The sequence below is a fragment of the Lujinxingia litoralis genome (assembly GCF_003260125.1).
GTDB lineage: Bacteria > Myxococcota_A > Bradymonadia > Bradymonadales > Bradymonadaceae > Lujinxingia > Lujinxingia litoralis.
Genome location: NZ_QHKO01000001.1, coordinates 151,754 through 169,252 on the forward strand (window position 1 = coordinate 151,754; position 17,499 = coordinate 169,252).

At 64.6% G+C, this 17,499-nt stretch carries 16 protein-coding genes; 8 read left to right on the forward strand and 8 right to left on the reverse strand.

Annotation, left to right across the window (positions count from 1 at the left end; translation table 11 throughout):
- The first annotated feature begins 57 nt into the window (after nt 1-57).
- Entirely contained in the window at nt 58-1,617 is a 1,560-nt protein-coding gene (locus tag DL240_RS00640; RefSeq protein WP_111727923.1) for a serine/threonine-protein kinase, read from the forward strand.
- A gap of 70 nt (nt 1,618-1,687) precedes the next feature.
- Here the strand turns inward: DL240_RS00640 and rpsU are convergent, their stop codons facing one another.
- The 4 genes from rpsU to DL240_RS00660 form a co-directional block, all read right to left on the reverse strand.
- Nucleotides 1,688-1,912: a 30S ribosomal protein S21 gene (gene rpsU / locus DL240_RS00645; RefSeq protein ID WP_111727924.1), complete on the reverse strand. Its 225-nt coding sequence runs from the start codon at nt 1,910-1,912 to the stop codon at nt 1,688-1,690.
- Between the two features lie 86 nt (nt 1,913-1,998).
- The gene (locus DL240_RS00650) at nt 1,999-2,676 is read right to left on the reverse strand and encodes a hypothetical protein (protein WP_111727925.1); all 678 of its coding nucleotides are present in this window, start codon (nt 2,674-2,676) and stop codon (nt 1,999-2,001) included.
- Nucleotides 2,677-2,938: 262 nt separating this feature from the next.
- Nucleotides 2,939-4,837: a choice-of-anchor D domain-containing protein gene (locus tag DL240_RS00655; RefSeq protein WP_111727926.1), complete on the reverse strand. Its 1,899-nt coding sequence runs from the start codon at nt 4,835-4,837 to the stop codon at nt 2,939-2,941.
- A gap of 125 nt (nt 4,838-4,962) precedes the next feature.
- On the reverse strand, nt 4,963-6,117 hold the full coding sequence (locus tag DL240_RS00660) for an esterase/lipase family protein (protein ID WP_199589687.1): 1,155 nt from the start codon (nt 6,115-6,117) through the stop codon (nt 4,963-4,965).
- Between the two features lie 175 nt (nt 6,118-6,292).
- Between DL240_RS00660 and DL240_RS00665 the strand changes: the two genes are divergently transcribed.
- Nucleotides 6,293-8,080 carry a hypothetical protein gene (locus tag DL240_RS00665; RefSeq protein ID WP_111727927.1) on the forward strand — a complete coding sequence of 596 codons (1,788 nt, stop codon included), beginning with the start codon at nt 6,293-6,295 and terminating at the stop codon, nt 8,078-8,080.
- Between the two features lie 113 nt (nt 8,081-8,193).
- On the forward strand, nt 8,194-8,784 hold the full coding sequence (locus tag DL240_RS00670; RefSeq protein WP_158542259.1) for a YqaA family protein: 591 nt from the start codon (nt 8,194-8,196) through the stop codon (nt 8,782-8,784).
- Between the two features lie 55 nt (nt 8,785-8,839).
- Here DL240_RS00670 and DL240_RS00675 read toward each other — a convergent pair whose 3' ends face one another.
- Complete coding sequence (locus DL240_RS00675) at nt 8,840-9,712, reverse strand: N-formylglutamate amidohydrolase (protein ID WP_158542260.1); 873 nt, start codon at nt 9,710-9,712, stop codon at nt 8,840-8,842.
- A gap of 416 nt (nt 9,713-10,128) precedes the next feature.
- Nucleotides 10,129-11,277, reverse strand: coding sequence for a tRNA epoxyqueuosine(34) reductase QueG (queG, locus tag DL240_RS00680; RefSeq protein WP_111727930.1), 1,149 nt, complete (start codon nt 11,275-11,277; stop codon nt 10,129-10,131).
- Between the two features lie 132 nt (nt 11,278-11,409).
- Here queG and DL240_RS00685 point away from each other — a divergent pair, with 132 nt between their 5' ends.
- The 5 genes from DL240_RS00685 to DL240_RS00705 all read left to right on the forward strand — a co-directional run bounded on the left by DL240_RS00685 (nt 11,410) and on the right by DL240_RS00705 (nt 16,549).
- Nucleotides 11,410-12,786: a serine/threonine protein kinase gene (locus tag DL240_RS00685; RefSeq protein WP_111727931.1), complete on the forward strand. Its 1,377-nt coding sequence runs from the start codon at nt 11,410-11,412 to the stop codon at nt 12,784-12,786.
- 91 nt (nt 12,787-12,877) lie between these two features.
- Nucleotides 12,878-13,813 carry an ABC transporter ATP-binding protein gene (locus tag DL240_RS00690; RefSeq protein WP_158542261.1) on the forward strand — a complete coding sequence of 312 codons (936 nt, stop codon included), beginning with the start codon at nt 12,878-12,880 and terminating at the stop codon, nt 13,811-13,813.
- A 26-nt stretch (nt 13,814-13,839) separates the two neighbouring features.
- Nucleotides 13,840-14,700: an ABC transporter permease gene (locus tag DL240_RS00695; protein WP_111727933.1), complete on the forward strand. Its 861-nt coding sequence runs from the start codon at nt 13,840-13,842 to the stop codon at nt 14,698-14,700.
- 40 nt (nt 14,701-14,740) lie between these two features.
- Nucleotides 14,741-15,736 carry an ABC transporter ATP-binding protein gene (locus tag DL240_RS00700; protein WP_111727934.1) on the forward strand — a complete coding sequence of 332 codons (996 nt, stop codon included), beginning with the start codon at nt 14,741-14,743 and terminating at the stop codon, nt 15,734-15,736.
- Between the two features lie 12 nt (nt 15,737-15,748).
- Complete coding sequence (locus tag DL240_RS00705) at nt 15,749-16,549, forward strand: ABC transporter permease (RefSeq protein WP_111727935.1); 801 nt, start codon at nt 15,749-15,751, stop codon at nt 16,547-16,549.
- A 26-nt stretch (nt 16,550-16,575) separates the two neighbouring features.
- On the opposite strand, the gene DL240_RS00710 is transcribed toward DL240_RS00705, so the two are convergent.
- Both DL240_RS00710 and DL240_RS00715 read right to left on the reverse strand, forming a co-directional pair.
- Complete coding sequence (locus tag DL240_RS00710; RefSeq protein ID WP_111727936.1) at nt 16,576-16,974, reverse strand: hypothetical protein; 399 nt, start codon at nt 16,972-16,974, stop codon at nt 16,576-16,578.
- Entirely contained in the window at nt 16,962-17,444 is a 483-nt protein-coding gene (locus DL240_RS00715) for a hypothetical protein (RefSeq protein ID WP_199589688.1), read from the reverse strand. Before DL240_RS00715 ends, DL240_RS00710 begins: the two co-directional genes overlap by 13 nt.
- Nucleotides 17,445-17,499 lie beyond the last annotated feature (55 nt).

The window sequence follows — 17,499 nt, forward strand, 5'->3', positions numbered from 1 at the left end:
GGGCAGCGGCGGCGTGGGGCCCCGCTGCCAGACCAGAACCAGCCCACGGGAGCTCCGATGCAGATCGGTAATACGATCGCTCAGCGCTATGACCTCCTCGAAGAAATCGGTCGCGGTGGATTTGGCGTTATTTTTCGTGCTCAGGATCGGCAGCAACGCCTTCCGGTGGCGCTTAAGATCCTGCACGCCGCCGGTGACCAGCTCACCCAGGAGCAGCTTGAGCAACGCTTTCGCCGAGAAGCGCTGATGGCCAGCAGTCTCAAGCACCCGCACTCCATCCGACAATACGACTACGGGCGCTGCTCCGACTGCGGAGCGCTCTACATCGCCATGGAGCTGCTCCATGGCGAGACACTCGCCGAACGCCTCACCCGCAGCGGCCCCTTCTCCCCGGAGCTGGTCTCGCGGGTGGCGCGCGGCGTGCTCCGTGTCCTGAGCGCAGCACACACCCTCGACATCGTCCACCGCGACTTAAAACCCGCCAACATCATGCTCTGCGCCCACCAGGGCGAAGATGACTTTGTGAAAGTCCTGGATTTTGGCATCGCCAAGACCATGCTCGGCAATCACGACCTGACCTCCGCCGGGATGGCGCTGGGCAGTCCGACCTACATGCCCCCGGAGCTCTTGCTGGGGAAAGCCCCGGTTCCCGCCAGCGATCTCTACTCGCTGGGGCTGACCCTGGCCGAGACCATCATCGGCGCGCCCCTGGCCCAGGGGGCCTCCGCGCTGGAGCGCGCCCGCGCGCAGATCGCTCCCGCGCCGCTGCCCGCGCCCGATGTCCTTATGCAGCACCCCCTATGGCCCTGGCTCTCCCGGGCGCTCGCCAAAGACATCTCCCGGCGTTTTGCGAGCGCCGAGGACATGCTCCGGGCGCTCGACACCATGATGCCTCCGCCCCAGGCTGCGGCCACGCTCAAACTCGCGGCGATCAGCGGTCCCGGCGCGCCACTTCGCAGCCAGGACGCTCGCACCATTGAGACCACATTTGAGCCGGAGCCCGAAGAGGTCGAAGGGGCCACTCTGGTCATGGAACTACCTCCCGGTGGTTTCGCGCCGCCCAACGCACAAAACAAGATCTCCGGCGTTGCCGCCAGCGCCTCCCCCTCTCGCGAGGCTCATCGCTCGCCCCACGCGTCGGCCGAGGCTGAAGCCGAGGCTGATACCCACAACGATATGCGGCCGCTTCTCGATCGTCTGGAGTCCGATCCCGACGACGCCACCGAAATGATGGAGAACCCGCTGGAGATGTTGCGCCAGGCCCAGGCCTTGCGGCAGGCCCAGCCCGCATCTCCTTCCCAGGCCCGGTCTCAGGCCCAGGCAACGCATACCGATCAGGGCCCCACTCCCGTACCGGGCGCAAACCTCACGCCCGGCGCCGGCCTCGCCCGCCGGTCCCACGCGTCTCTAACCCCCGTGGCGCCCACGCAGCCGGCCAGCCGCGGCTTCGATGCCCCCCCGGCGGCCCCGCACCCCTTCTCGTTCCCCGCAGCGCCGCCGGGGCAACAGCCCGCGCCTCCCTCGCGACGACCGGCCTGGCTCAGCCCCCTGAATATCTTCGTGGCCGTGCTCTGCGTCCTGGCGCTCGTTCTGCTGGCCATCCTCCTCACACGCTGAACCCACAAAAAAGCCCCGCTGCCTGAACTCAGGCGGCGGGGCTTTTTTTAGGCGTTTTGTACGCGGAACCTTAACGGTTCTCGCGACGACGCTCTTCCTTGCGGCGACGGCGCTCCGCCTCACGCATCTTGCGGCGCTTGGCGACGCTGGGCTTCTCGTAGAAGCGGCGACGCTTGAGCTCACGGCTCACACCTTCACGACCAATCTCACGCTTGAGGCGGTTGATGGCGCGGTTCACGTTGTTGTCACGAACTTCTACTTCGAGCGGGCCGAGCTTGTCGTCTCGTCGGGCCATAATGAGCTTCCTCCGGATAAAGTGCTAAAATCGATGCGGATACCGCGCGCCCCATTTCTGGAGCGTCGCGGTAGAGATCAGGTCAATCAGTTGAGCAGGCGCTGCACGATCGCACCGCCCACCTCCGAGCCACCCAGACCTTCCGGCGAGAAGACCAGCCAGAAGGTGCGGAAGGCGTCGAGGTCGTTGGCTTCCATCGCGGCCATCAGGTCGAACTCAAAGTAGGTGTTGAGCAGACCGGAGGAGTCACGGTGGTAGAGGCGCCAGACCTTACCATTGGTAAGAATGCCCCAGTTGGTGCCGGTGTTTCGAAGGTGGCGGTCCACATCGAAGGCCGGGCTGTAGGTGCCCTCTTCCGACTCGTACTCATCGAGCGAAGCGCCCCAGCTCAGGCAGCGAACCACGCCCAGCGCGTTGGTGAAGAACTCGCGCTCACCACGCATGCCCACCACGCGACGGAAATCGTCCGCGGAGTAGAAGAGCGTGAAGTCCGGGCGAACGTCTTCCGCGTCAACACCCTGGGGGGGAGGCTCGGCCACCGAAGCGCAGTATCCCAGCGCGCGCAGCACGTAGCTCATCCAGTAGTACTGGGTCGCCAGCTCACCGGGGGTCTCTTCGAGCTGCTGCTGGCGCTTCTCCCAGAGTTCCTCGATCTCGCGCAGCGACTGCTCGATCGCTTCGTTCTCCCACTCGGGGAAGGTCGGCATCTGCTGCAGTCGCTCGTCGACAAAGAAGTTATTGACGTTCTGAAACACTTCGGCCATGAGGCTTTTCTCCCTAATGCTCGCGCGGCGCTCCAACAATACAGAAGGTGAGCGCCGAGCGGATGCGTGTAAGAAACCACGTCTGTCGTGTGCTTTTATGTTTATTCGCGGCAAGTGGCGCGAGGCTATTGGGTCGACCCTGGTTTTACGCAGATCTGGACCGGGGGCGGAATATAAGTAGGCCCACCAACGGTGTCAAGCACTGACCACCGGGTGGGCCCTGGCGAGCGCGCCGCCGGCGCGCTCCGATCCCCGAAGACGCTCAGTTCGTCGCGGTGAACTCGAAGATCACCTGCTCTTCGCGGTTGCTGGAGTCCAACGCCAGCACCGCAAAGCGGTAGTTTCCGGCGACATCGGGCACAAACCTTACGCTGGAGCCGAAACCACGGGTCAACAGCTCGCTGCCCTCGGGACGCTCCAGAATGTACCAACGCGCGTTAGCCAGGTTGGCCACGCCACCGGCATCGTTCAGGGTCAGCAAGGTCTCCTGGCCCACCAGCGCCTCGCCGGAGAACGAGGGGGAGACGCTCAGATCCATGGTCGAGGCACCGATCGACACCGCGTTGACCGCCAGCGTCATCGCGTCAGCCTGCCCGGCATGGTTCGACTCCAGGGTGGCGACCACATTGTGCCGGAACTCGCTCTCACCGGTGTAGATCACCTTCGCGGTGTGAATGGCTCCCGGCGCCACGGTCCCCTCGAAGCCCTCAAAGCTGAAGAGATCCACATCAGTGGTGGTACCCAGGCCCTGAATATCAACGCCGGTGATCTCCAGCTCGGTATTGCCGTCGTTGTAGATGGCGACCTCCCGCTCCACCTGCGGACCGTTGGCGCGCAACGAGAAGATCGTCGGGAAGACCTCGCCCACCGCAACCTCACTGGATGCTCCGAGCAACGTGACAAAGGACTTGTTACCGGCAACCGCATCGTTATGGAGGATCTCCAGGGTGCCCACAGAGGATCCCGTCGCCGAATCGTCGTACTCCACGATCAGCTCCAGTTCCGAAGGCTCTTCGCCGGTCATCCGAGGCACGCGCGGGCGCTCGGCCCCCGAGGGGAAGTTCGCCAGGATATCCTCGCCCTGATACATCACCCGGTAGAACGCGGCGGCCTCGGTCGGAGTCACGCGCAGCTGGGAAATACTCAGCGTGGCACCACCATAATTTCGCACCACCAGCGCCCGGGAGTTCGCGTCGGCAAAATCAAGCTGCTGCGGGTCGACCTCAATCGAGGGGGCATCCCCCACGCCCTGGGTCACCTCGATGGTGATCGCCGGAGACGTGGTCACCGAGCTGCTGGAGAACTGCAGGTTGGTCGAAAACTCCAGCTCCGGCTCGCCCGCTCCCGCCGAGGGGCTGTAGGTCAGGGTGAAGCTCTCGGTGGAGTTGCCCGCAATCACCCGGTCAAAGACCGGCGGGGTGATTTCAAAAAGATGCGCGTTCTCCCCGAAGTCGCCTCGCTCGATGGTCAGCGGACTCGGCGCCTGGTTCTCAATGGTGAACTGCGCGCTCTGCGCCACTCCGGCGGTGGCCCCGGTGAACTGAATAAGGCCCGGCTGAAGCACCATCTGGCCGCTTCCGCCGGCGGTCACAAAGTAGATCGTGGCGTTACCATCTTCGACCACGCCGGCATCATTGGTGGCATTGGTCTCAATGCGCAGCTCGCCACAGTACACCTCGGCGATCAGCTCGGGCACCTCGGCGCCGGGCGCCGGGCAACTGATCGTGTCGCCGCGACGCAGCAAGAAGTTCAGGTCGTAGCGGTTCCCCACCTCAAAGGGCAGCTCTCCAAACCCGGCGTCCCGGCACACACCACTGGAGAGGCAGACGCCGCCCCCGGCGCACTCCGTATCTTCGGAGCACCTCCCATCGTCCAGACTGGTGGAGTTGGGACCGTCAAAGTAAGCCTCCAGACGATCGGGGCGAGCGACCCACTCGAGCTTGGTCACCTTCAGCTCGCCTTTGCCGGAGTTACGCATGATGATCGGCGAGGCGATCGTCGTGGTGCGATCGGCAGGACCGACCTGATCGATGGTGATCGAGGCCTCGTTGAGGTCGATCGTCAGCTCCGGCACCACATCCGAGCTAAAGTTGTCACCGCCACAGGCGCCCACCACAAGACTCATCAGAGCCACGGCAAGAGGGGTTGTGATACGTTTCATCTTCACCTTCCAGATCGTTCAATGAATGGTCAGGTTTGCGTGTCGTCACGCTCAACCGCGATAACCTAGCGGCGGGAGGCCGCCCAATGCAAGCGAGCACCACGCGGCGGCACCATCGCCTCGTTTCAGCAGCCCTGCTGCGGAGGCCCGTCCCCGGAACTCTCCAGCTGGAACGTCGCTACATCGTCCCAGAGCGCGTGGAAACGCTCCCGGGTAAAGGCCGACCCCGAGATAAACCAGTCCACGTGAGGCGGGGTGTGGTGAGCGTCGTTGAAATGCCCGCACACATCGAGATGATCGGCCACCGTGGCGTGAATCACCTGCCCATGCACCTGGGAGAGTGTGGGCACCACGCCGTCGTTATCGCGACGCCCGGGCAGATGCCCGAAGGCCTCGATCAGCACCTCTTCCTGAGCCTGACTCAGCGGGGGGTAATCGCCACTGCGCGCGCTGATGATCTGCAACGCGCGAAAGAGCGCGTGCGACGCGTGCGCGTAGGCATCCAACCCCAGCCTCCTCACCGTGCTCAACGCAAAGCCGGGCGCCCGGGTGACCACCGAGCCATAGCGCACCGAGGGACGATCGCCGGTCGATGCGTTAAACAGGTCGATGGCTCCGGGAGTTAGCTGACCGACCACCGAGCGATCCACGCGGATCTGGTTGAGAAACGCACTGATTTCGTCGCGTCGCTCGGCATCAAAATCCTTGAAGAGCTCATGATAGAACTGATCCAGGATCGTATTGTCGAGCCCGAGCACCCGGTCCACCCGCGTCACGATCCCTGCCAGTTCGATCAGCGCCCGCAGCGGCAGACGCCCGAAGCGAAGGGTGTAAATCGTTCCCAGCGAGATCGCGCGCAGGATGTTTTCGCCAAAAAAGTTATTAAAAAAGGTGGCCATCGGCGTCCCCAGATGCGGACTGGCCACCGTGGTCACCGAGCGCACGCGGCGAGCGAGCGCCTCGACATCGATCTCCGATGCTACCGGCAGCGAGACGTTCTGGGTGACCAACAACCGGGTATCAAGCCCCCCGGTGGAATGCCCCACCAGATGAATGGGCCCCGGAGTGTCAGCGTGACGCGCCAGGGCCTCGGCCAACACCGCGCTGCGCCGGCGAATCGAGCCGGTGGGCAGGGTTGGCACACTGAAAACACTTACGCGATGGCCGGCGCGCGCAAACGCGTCTTCCAGCGCTTCGCGCACGTGATGAAAGTAGGTGATCCCGCCGAGGTTCGAAAACCCGAAGAAACCCGCGACCAGAAAGACCTGATGATGCGCCATCGTAACTACCTGCCGGAGGGGCCGAGATATCTGAGGCGATATTGTGCACGCTGCCGAAGGGATTGCAAAGGCGGTGGGGGCTAGCCGGGGGGCGTTGGCGTCTTAGGTTTAGTCCGTCGGGTTTGCGGTTTTGCCAGGGGGGCGCCCGGGGTGTGAAAAGGTGAGGGGGAAACACATGAGCCACCAGGGAAGAGAAGTGCGTCAGGCGCTCAGCGCCAGGCTTCTGGAAGTGATCGCGGAGTTTTCCGCGCACCTCCCCGAGGGCACCATTGCTGCCGAACTCAGTCGTCTGGGAGGCGATCTGCGCGTGAACCTGACCCAGGGCCCACCGGCCACCCTGCCCGAGGCACAGTGGTCCGTGTCGCTCCCGGGCACCCTGGAGGTGCGCGTGGTAGAGCTGGCCGGCTTTGAGCGCATCTGGCGCGCAGTGCTCACCGAGAGCCGCTTCCGGGTACGCGCGCTGCCCACCCCCAGCGCCCCCCCCGAGCGCGTCCGCCTCTTCGCCCCCTGTGAGCGGGGCTCCCTGACCCTGCGCGTCCGCCGCAGTCGCATCGAAGCCCAGGCGCTCCTCCTGGAGGTGGAGCGCCCCGGCCTGGCCACCCGTCTGCGCGGCGAAGAGCTTCGTCGGGCGCTGGGTGCCACCACCCGCTCCGAGCGCACCTCCCTGCCCGCCCCGCCGCCCCCACCTGAGAACGACCTGGAGACCATCGCCCCGACCTACCAGGTGCAGCTGGAGCAGCGCTCCTTCTGCAACCTCCTCCGCGAGCATCTCGAAGATCCGCGGGCCGGCTACCTCCGTGTAACCCAGCCCCGACGCACCACGACCTTTTTAGTCGCCGAGCGCGCCGTCTGGGAGGTCTGGCAGGCTCCCCACCCCGAGTCGATCGCGCTCTCCACGCTCCTGCTCCGTGGCGGTCAACTCGATGCTCCCCAGCTTGCCCGGGCAACCCGGCTCGCCAGCGAACAAAACATCCCCCTGGAAGCTGCCCTCCTGGAGCTAAACCTCCTCTCGCCACGGCGCCTGGCGCTGACTCGCCGCGCGCGCATCCTCTACGCCCTCGATCCCACCGGTACCCAGTGGGAACGAGGGCTGGCGAGCTTTCACCCCCTGCCCGAGGCCCCCGCCCTGGATCCCTCCACTCGGGTGGAGTTAGGCACCCACCTCTTTGCCCGAACCTTCAAAAAGACACTGTCTCGGGCACCGGAAGACCTGAAACACAGCGCCCGGGCCCTGGGCCCCGGGCCCTTCAGCCTGCAGGAGCGCCCGGGCCTCCAACGGCGACAACTCGGCGCCACGCCCCAGGCCACTCCGGTGGTGCGCGCACTCTCCGAGAGGCCTCAGCCGCTGGCGCAGCTCCTGGAATCGGGCGACCCGCCCGAACTCATCGCCGCGACGTTGCTCACCCTGGCCGACTTCGACCTTCTCCGGTACTCAACGCCCGACACCCGCCACGCGCTCTCCGGCAACGACATCTTCGGTCATGACGCCCTTCATCGCCATGCCGTCCTGAGGATGGCCGCACGCGCCGACGCCGACGATCATTTCGCCTACCTCGACCTGCACTGGTCCGCCTACACGCAGCTTGTCCAACGTGCATACCTGCGCCTGCGCGAACAGGTACTCGCGGCCTCACTTCCTCCCGACGAAGAGCCACTCAAAGAACGCGTACTCCACAGACTGGACCACGCGCACGACGTGCTCGCGATCCCCGCTCAACGTGCGTGCTACCGCGCCGAGATCATTGATAATTGGACCTGCCAGACCACTCTGGAGGCCCTTCGCGAACGCCTTGATGAAGCTCGCGAATCCAACGATCTGGCACACGCCTTCGATCTGGCCCGACGCGTGCTGGAACTCGCCCCCGATTGCGCCTCCACCCGAGCGTTGGTCGCGAACCTGCGCGCCTCACAGGTCCAGCGTGAGGTGCCTTTCTGCCCGCCGGGAAGGCCCACCGCGTCCTGAACGTTATACCGATCATCACAGCCTTTTGCGCCTGCACCATGCCTTATCTTTGCCTCGGCCGGGATTGCAGGCACAATGGCCTCATGAATCTTTCTCCTGAGTGCGAGCCTCCCGTGAGCGACGCCCCCGACATTGCCGACGATAAGTTCATGCGCCGCCTGGCCTGGCAGAGTGTCGCAATCATGGTGGTGATGTTCGCCCTGACCGCGCTCCTGGGCTACTGGCTGCGCGACCCGATCACCGATCTGGCCACACAATTCGTCCAGTTACTCGGTGCTCCCGGCATCTTTCTGGGGGTGCTGGCCGCCGATGCCATCAGCTTTCCGATCCCGGCGTCCACCTACCTCTTTGCCGGCGTGGCCTCCGGCGCGTCGGTGATTCCGGTCCTGATCGCCACCAGCCTGGCCAGCCTGATGGGCGGCGCCCTCGCCTACCTGGTCGGACCGCAGGTCGCTCGCATCCCCTTCCTGGCGCGTCGCCTGGAGATTTTTCGTCCCCGCGGCGAAGCCCTCTTCAAACGGTGGGGCGCCTGGGCGGTAGGCATCGCCGCGGTCACGCCGATGCCCTTCTCCATCATTTGTTGGCTGGCGGGCATCTACCGCATGCCCTTCAAGCCCTTCTTCACCGCCACGCTGGTGCGTGTCCCCCGAGTCTGTCTCTACTACGGACTCTTTGCGCTGGGCTGGGCCAGCGCCGCTGGCTGAGCGCAAACCCCGCGCTCAGCCGCTTTCTCCTACACCCCGCCCCCTCGTATCTCACTTAAAAACGCGGCCGCTTCGAGGGCTTGAGCGCCTCTTCATCAAGCTCGCCACAGCGTGGAATCAACGCCACACACGCCTCGGCCAACCGCTCCAGCCCCTCGCGTCTGATCCGGAAGCTGCGTTCATCCATGTAAAGATCCCGACGGATCTCGATCTGAATAGCGTGCACCCCCTGCTGAGGCTGCCCGTAATGACGCGTGATCCACCCGCCCTTATAGGGCTCATTGGAGCGTACGCTGAAGCCCTGCTCCCGGAAGTGCTCTTCCACCAGCCACCGCAAGGTCGTGTCACAGGCCTGACCCTCCACATCGCCGGGCACGATCTCCGCCCGCTTGCGACCCGGGTCATCATGCCCTTTGCGCCCCATCGAAGGCATTGAGTGCCCGTCGAGCAAGATGCAATAACCAAACTGGCTCTTCACCCGCTCAATCTCGGCGGTCAACGCCTGATGGTAGGGATGATAATAGGTGTTGAGGCGCTTCTTAAACGCCGCCTTACTCATCGGACCGGCCATCACCGGCGTACGCGCCGTGGTGGTACGCCAGACCACGCCCCGATCCTGATAGTATCCCGGTCGCAGGATGCGTTTGCCGCCATCCACCGTCTCCGGCGAGATGTCATCCTCAGCGCGGTTCAGATCCACCACGTAGCGTGACACGTTAGAAGCGACCAGCGTCGCCCCCATATCGGTGGTCTTCGCCCAGATTTGATCCACATACAGGTCCAGATCTCGGCGCAGCACCTTCTCGCCAATCACCATCTCCTCGTGCACATCGGCAGGGATCCACTCCCCTGCGTGTGGCACGTCGACGATCACCGGGACGCGTTGCTCCTCCGGACGCTCAATTCTCATGATACCTGGTTCGCTCATGCTCCCTCTCGGGTGGACTGCCTCAACCATGCCGGTGGCACTATCACGTCCCAACCATTTCCTCCAGATCTTGTTCGCATGCCGGGACCACTCGTTTCCCGCGTGGTCCGCGGGCATTGATCCCCAATGCGCAGTTCATTCGCTATAAATAGCGTCTCAACATAAGCAGCGAACCTCTCCTCGAACATTCCCGACACGTGTGGCATCGCGTGAAATACCTGCTCATCGATCGCCGTGCGATCGCGTGCACCCCTGCATCGCGTGACTTACCGGGCGCTGAGGCTCATGAACCTCTCAACACGGCGGCGCTCTTCGCTGGCTCCGCACACGCAAATGACGACTCATCGGGGATGTGTCACGAAACGTAGGCCCTTCATGCCAACCAGGGCAAGGCCGGAGTTTATCGGCGGCCCCTTTCAACCCCGAGAAGTCATCTGCAACGCGTGCTCGATCTCTTCGAGCACCGCCGGCTCCGACTCCCGGACACGCGCCTCCCGCAGCGCCTCAATCGCCAGCTCTCCGCCCAGCCGCCCCAGCGCCCAGGCGATATGGCTTCGCACCAGCGCGGACTCCTCAGCTGCCATGTAGCTGCCAAGCTGCGCCACATGCCGGCGCTCTCCCGAGTTCCCCACCACCACCGCGGCATTGCGCTTGAGTCCGGCGAGCTTGGCACGCTTCATCGGCGAACGCCTGAAGACCTCGACGTAGCGCGCGTGATCAAAGCCCAACAACTCCATCGGGCTCAGCGTTCGATAGGCCTCCCGGGGCGAGAAACCGGGGTCCTCACTCATCGGCGCTCGTCGGTTCCAGGGGCAGACCGTCTGGCAGATATCGCAACCAAAGACATGGTCACCGATCAGCGGCCGCAGCCGACGGGGAATCGGCCCCCGCAGCTCAATGGTGAGATAAGAAATGCAGCGTCGCGCATCAATGATATGCGGCGACACGATCGCCCCGGTCGGGCATGCATCCAGGCAACGCGTGCACCTGCCACAGCGATCAGCGGCCGACCGGGCGCGCTCCCCCAGATCCATCGCCACCAAGATCTCCGAGATGATCGTAAAGCTGCCCAACCCCTGCCGGATCAGGAGCGCATTTTTCCCAACCCACCCTAACCCGGCCATCCGCGCCAGATCGCGCTCCAGAAGCGGCGCCGAGTCGACCGCTGGCCGGGTCGCCACCTCCACCCCGGTCTCCGCGTGAATGAACGCGGCGAGCTCCCGCATCCGATCCCACAAAAAGTCGTGGTAGTCGTCGCCATGCGCATAACGCGCCACGCGCAATCCCCCCTCAAAACGATCGCTGCCCTGGTGGTAATTCGTCAGCAGCACCACCACCGAGGTTGTGCCCTCCTCCAGCACCCGCGGGTCCACACGCAGCGGCTGATACTTCTCCATATAATCCATCGAGCCGTGGCGCCCCTCACGCAGCCACTCCTGATAGCTTCGTGCCGAGGGCAAGCGCTCCGCCGGAATCACCGCGCAGGCCGAAAACCCCAGCCGGCGCGCCTCCTGATCGATGGCTTCGCGCAGCTGGGCGCGCTCTTGTGCGTTGGGCGAACTCATCGTCGCTCCCGAGATTGCCGGCGCCAGCGCGCGCCGTTGTTGTGGAGTGAATCGCTGTGATATAAGCCGGGCGCGCCAACGTTCACGACGCCATCACCGCTCCCATCCAGCGGTGAGGCCCCGGAGTAGCCGATGCGGATCTGCCCTAAATGCAACCGTCGTTTCCCAGACAACACGTTGTTTTGCCCCGACGACGGGAAAGCTCTCGTCCACCGCGTCGACAACCCCTCCCCCGCCGCCGGACAGCCATCCGCCCGCTCCCAGAGCGCGGTCGATGCGCCGCCGCGCCGCAGCACGATGCCGCCGCCCGACTTAAACAACCTGGTCGGCCAGCGCCTCTTTGGGGAATACACCATCACGAAAAAACTCGGTGAAGGGGGGATGGGCGCGGTCTATTTAGCGCAGCAAGACTCCATCGACCAGAAGATCGCGGTGAAGGTGCTCCACGAGCACGCCGCTGAGAGCGATGAGCTCATCCAGCGCTTCCACCGGGAAGCCCGCGTTGTCTCCATGCTCACCCACCCCAACATCATCCGCGTCTTTATCTTCGGACGCACCGAGGGTGGACTTCTCTACCTGGCCATGGAGTATGTCGAGGGTCAGAGCCTGCGCGAACGCATGGACGCTCAGCCGCTGGAAGAGATCCAGGCTATCAAGCTGATGAAGCAGCTTTGCAGCGGGCTCTCCGAAGCCCACGACCTGGGGATCATCCACCGCGACTTAAAGCCCGACAACGTCTTGCTGACCAACTTTCGTGGGGAGTCGAACTTCGTCAAAATCCTCGACTTTGGCATCGCCAAACTCAACGAAGCCGACGGCAAGCCCGAGCAACAAAAGCTCACCCAGGCCGGCATTGTTTATGGCACCCCCGAATACCTCTCGCCAGAACAGGCTCAGGCGTTGGAGCTGGATCACCGCACCGACATCTACAGCCTGGGCGTGATGCTCTACGAGTTGATCACCGGCACGGTGCCCTTCCAGGGCGCCACCCCCGTGCAGATTCTGACCGCGCACGTCTTCAGTGAGGTGCCCTCGCCCTCCAGCGTCAGCCCGGTGCCGGTGGCCCCGACCATGGAGCGCATCATCATGCGTGCGCTCTCCAAAGATCCCGGCGAACGCTTCGAAGACGCGATGGCCATGTTCGAAGCGCTGCTCGCCCGCGAGCAAGAGATCATCCGCGAGCGCGGCCTCAGCGGGCGAGCGGCCTACGTCCCGGGCATGGAACTCACCGGCATGTATCGTGCGATCGATCTGAGCCAGGAAGCCCCCGGCGCCGCTTCGCCCGACGCGATGTCCTCCTTCGAAAGCTCCCCCACGCTGGCGACCAACGCCCCGGTATTTCAAACCGCCGAGGCCGGCGGCGGCGCCGCCGCCGCGGCACTCCCGCAGCCCGCCCGCCCCCAGGCCGGCGCCGACTCCTCGCGCACCATCCTCACCGCGGTGATCGGCATCGCCGCGGTGGTCTTCGTGGTGCTCATCGCCATCATCGGATTCTTGCTCTTCCGCTGACGCCCACTCTCCTTTGCGCCGGCGCGCGGCCCGGACGACCTCCTTCAGGTTTCCGGCCCGCGCATGCCGGCAAGCTCCGGGGGCCCTGACCGTGCTCTTTCGACTCGATAACGTCCAAAAAGATTACGCCGGCTACGCCGCGCTCAAGGGCATCAGCTTTGAGCTCGACGCCCGCGCCGTGGGTCTGCTCGGCCCCAACGGCGCCGGAAAATCCACGCTGATTAAGGCGCTGCTCGGACTCATCCCCATCAACGGCGGCAGCGCCCGGGTATTGGGCATGAGCCTGCCCCACGACGCCCGGGCGATCCGCCGGGCCGTCGGCTACATGCCCGAGAACGACTGCTACCTGCCCTACATGACCGCCGTCGACTACGTCAGCTTCAACGGACAGCTCTGCGGCATGCCCAAAAGCGAGGCCTTTCGCCGCGCCCACGAAGTCCTCTACTACGTGGGCCTCGGCGAGGCCCGCTACCGCCCCCTGGGTGGCTTCTCGACCGGCATGAAGCAGCGCGCCAAGTTGGCCCAGGCCCTCGTCCATGGCCCGCGCCTGCTCTTCTTAGACGAACCCACCAACGGGCTCGACCCCGCAGGCCGCGACGAGATGCTTGAGCTCATCGCCGACGTACGCGATCGCGACGTGCACATCGTCCTCTCCACGCACCTTTTGCCCGACGTCGAAAAGATCTGCGACAGCGTGGTCATGCTCAACCAGGGCCAGCTGGTGCACTCGGGCTCGCTGGCCGAGCTCCAGAAAAACGACGATCCCCTGATCGAAGTCGGCACCCGCGACGCCAACGACGCCTTCGCTCGCCATCTCAAAGACGCCGGATTTGATGTGCAACCCTCGGGCATGCATCTCAAGGTGCGCTTGAGCTCCGGCCAGAGCCCCGAGGATGTGGTCCGCCTGGCCGTCGAGCACGACGTTCAGCTTCGCCACTTCCTCCCCCAGCGACTGACCCTGGAGACAGCCTTTCTGGCCCTGCTCGACGAGCAACGCGCCCACGCCGACGCTCGGCCCGACGCCTGAAGCGCCTTCCCCACCCGGAACACCCTATGTCGATTCGCGATCAGCACTACACCCGCTACGAAGGCCCCATCGTCGAGCGCTACGCCTGGTGGACCATCGCCTGGACCTCGCTGCGCACCTACTGGCGCTTCTGGCGTACCAAACTCACGCTCCTCGGGAGCTGGCTCATCCCGCTGATCTTTGGCGTCCTGGTCATCGGGGAGTACGCCATGCGCTCGCAGCTTGAGCAGCTCACCACAGCCGAGGCGCCCGGGCGCGGACCGATCGTGCTTTTCTTGCAGTTTCAGGTCTTCGCCCTGGCGCTGGTCTTCACGGCCAATGGGTGCGGCATCATCAGCGACGATCTTCGCCATCGCACCGTACAGCTCTACTTCTCCAAGCCCATCACCCGCGCGGACTACGCGCTGGGTAAATTCCTCTGCCTCTTTATGCTCGGCGCCATCACCACGGTGGTCCCCGCGCTCCTCTTAAGCGCCTTGAGAGTGGCTTTCTTCGCCTCCACCGACTTCCTTGGCGAGGTCGCCGCGTTGCACGCGCTGGGACTTGTGATGGCCGTGGGACTGGTCGCGGTGATGAGCGCCATGGTCGTCGGAATCAGCAGTCTGACCTCTCGCACCGGCTACGCAGTCCTGGGGTGGCTGGGTGCCATCATTGTGCCGCTGATTCTCCACGCGATCTTTGGCTCGGTGACCGGCGGGCACCCGGCGGCCGCGCTCTTCAGCCTCACCGGTAACCTCACGCTCATCGGCCAGGCGCTGCTCGAAGGCGGCCCCGAGTTCCCGGACACCGTCCCCCTGTGGGCCCCCTTCGCCGTCATGCTCGGGCTGGGCGCGGCGGGCATCGCCTCCCTCCTGCGCCGGGTCAACCGCCTGGAGGGCATCGCATGAAAGCTCCACTTCTGACTTCTTTCTGCACGACGAGGCGCTGATGTCGAGCCCCGCTCCTACTTCCAAACCTCAAGCCACAGCTGAGCTCGCCAAAAGCGAGATCACCCGCGTCGGCACTGGCGAGGTGGTCATCGCCGCGCGCCGTCTCTCCTATTGGTACGGCAAAGTCATCGGCGTCAACGACATCTCCATCGATATCGGACAGGGCGTCGTCGGCCTCCTCGGCCCCAACGGCGCCGGAAAGTCCACCCTGCTCAAATGCCTCACCGGCCAACTGCGCCCGACCACCGGGATGGCCACCATCGCCGGCGCTCGCGTCTGGAACAACCCGAAGGCCTTTGCCCAGCTGGGCTTTGTCCCCGAACAAGACGCGTTCTACGAAGACATGAGCGGCCGTGACTTTGTCACCCACCTCACCCGTCTGCAGGGCTTTTCTCGCAGCGACGCCGCCGCGCTGGCCGAAGAGGCCATCGCCACCGTCAGCCTCACCGACCAGGCCCATCGCCGTATCCGCGAGTACTCCAAGGGCATGCGCCAGCGCATTAAAATTGCCCAGGCCCTGGCCCACCGCCCTAAAGTCCTCTTTTTTGACGAGCCCCTCACCGGCACCGACCCCATTGGACGCCGCACCATCATCGACCTGATTCAACGCCTGGGCGATGAGGGGCACACCGTGCTCGTCTCCAGCCACATCCTCCACGAAGTCGAGGCAATGACCTCCGACATCGTGCTCATCAACCGGGGCCGTGTACTCGCCGACGGCAACATCTACCGCATCCGCGAGATGATCGATGAGCACCCCCATCGCATCTACGTGGAATGCGACGAGCCGCGCCGGCTGGCCAGCCTGCTCAGCGTCTATGCCGACACCCTGGAGCTCAAGTTCACCGAACGCGGCTTCTTCGTGAGCACCTCCGATCCCGATCAGGCTTACAGCCGCATCGCCAAACTCTCGGTGGAGCACGGCCTGGCGCTGCACGCGCTGACCTCCTCAGATAATGATCTCTCAGCGGTCTTCCGCTACCTCGTCTCCTGACGCGAGCTCATCATGACCTCGACCTCTCTGCCGGCCCGAAATCTGGGCGTCATCCCCCAGGCGCTGCGCCTCTTCTCACTTGATTTCGGCCGCCAACTCCGCGCCCGAAAGACCCTGGTGCTCCTGGCCGTACAGCTGCTCCCGGTCCTGGTGGCCCTGGCCTACGTGGCCTTTGGCCAGCTCGACGGCATGACCATGTTTCGCAACAGCATGGAGTCGGTCTACCTGCCTTTTCTGGTGCCGCTGGCGGCCCTCTACTTTGGCGGGCCCGCCATCGTCGACGAGATCGAAGGCCGCACCATCACCTACCTCACTCTGCGCCCGCTGCCCCGCGCGCTCATCTACCTGGCCAAGCTCAAGAGCGCGATGCTGAGCGCGCTCCTCGTCACCTCGCTCCCCATCATCCTCCTCTTTGGCATCTGCGCCTTCAGCTCCGGTGAGCTGCTCGGAGAACTCCCCACGCTGGGCAAGATGCTCGGAGCCTCGGCGGTGGGCGTACTCACCTACACCGCGGTCTTCGCCATGCTGGCGGCGATCTTCTCCTCCAGTCTTTTGCTGGGGATCGTCTACTACGTCATCGTCGAAATGGTCATCGCGGCCATCCCGGTACTGGAGCTGGTGAGCATCAAATTCCACGTCCGCACCATCGCCGGGCTTCAGGGCGCCGATCGCGCCGGCTGGCTCGACCGGCTGATCCTCGACGAGCCTCTGAACTTCGAATGGTGGTTCGGCCTGCTGGTCGCCGCCATCTTCACGACGTTGGCCACCGCCGTCGCCACGGCGATCTTCCGCGAAAAGCAATTTCACGTCTGAGCGCTTCCCGGGCACACCCCTTCAGACTATCGCCTGCCAAACGCCTTGACCCGGGGCCAGGCAATCACGCCAAAGCACAGCGCGGCCGCAACCTGAAGCATCCAAGCGCTGGCCGCCTGCCCCATCGTTCCCAGAATCACGCCCGGGTTCAACGCCCCCAGCGCCACGACCATCGGCCACGTGCTGCCCCGCTCGTGACGCGCTCCGAAGGTCGGCAGAACCCAGTACGCGACCCCCATCACAAGCTGCACCGTCCAGCCATAGAGCAGCGCGTGATGGTGCACGCGCAAGAGCTCCACCATGCCCATCCCGGCCACCGGCAAAAAGGGCACTCCCTTATGCGCAAGAAGCAGGGCCCCTGCGCTCACGCCGACCACCAGGTGCACGCAGGCCAGGCGTAAGGCAACCCTCGTCAGTCCGGGCATCGGCGCCTCGCCACATCACCGACCGCACCATCGGAACGGCGCCGCGCCCGCGCGCCTTTTGGATCTTTGATCCGCGGCCAGATCAGCGCCACAAAGGCCAGGCTGCCCCCCCACTGCAAGAGCGCCGAGGCCACCAACAGCCAGCCCCACACGCTCCCCGAACTCCCCAACGCATACTTCGCCGGCTCGGCCACCACGCGCAGCACCAATCCCACGTTCAACCCCACCAGACTCACCCACCCCAACCAGACAGGCCCCCGGGGCTGCGCTTTACTCCACCTGGGAAAGAGCCACAGCGCCACACCCACAATGCACTGCGTGATCCATCCGACCACAAAGAGGTGCACGTAGGTCGGCCAGAGGACCGCCGACCACACCCCACCGGACCCGGCCATCCCCAACCCGGCGCACATGGCCCCTACAAAGTAGACCAGCCCGAATTTGATAAAAACGCGACTCAGTGTCGGCACCCTTCACCCTCCACAAGTACCTCTCCTGCCCGCACCACACGCCCGCCTGATCTAC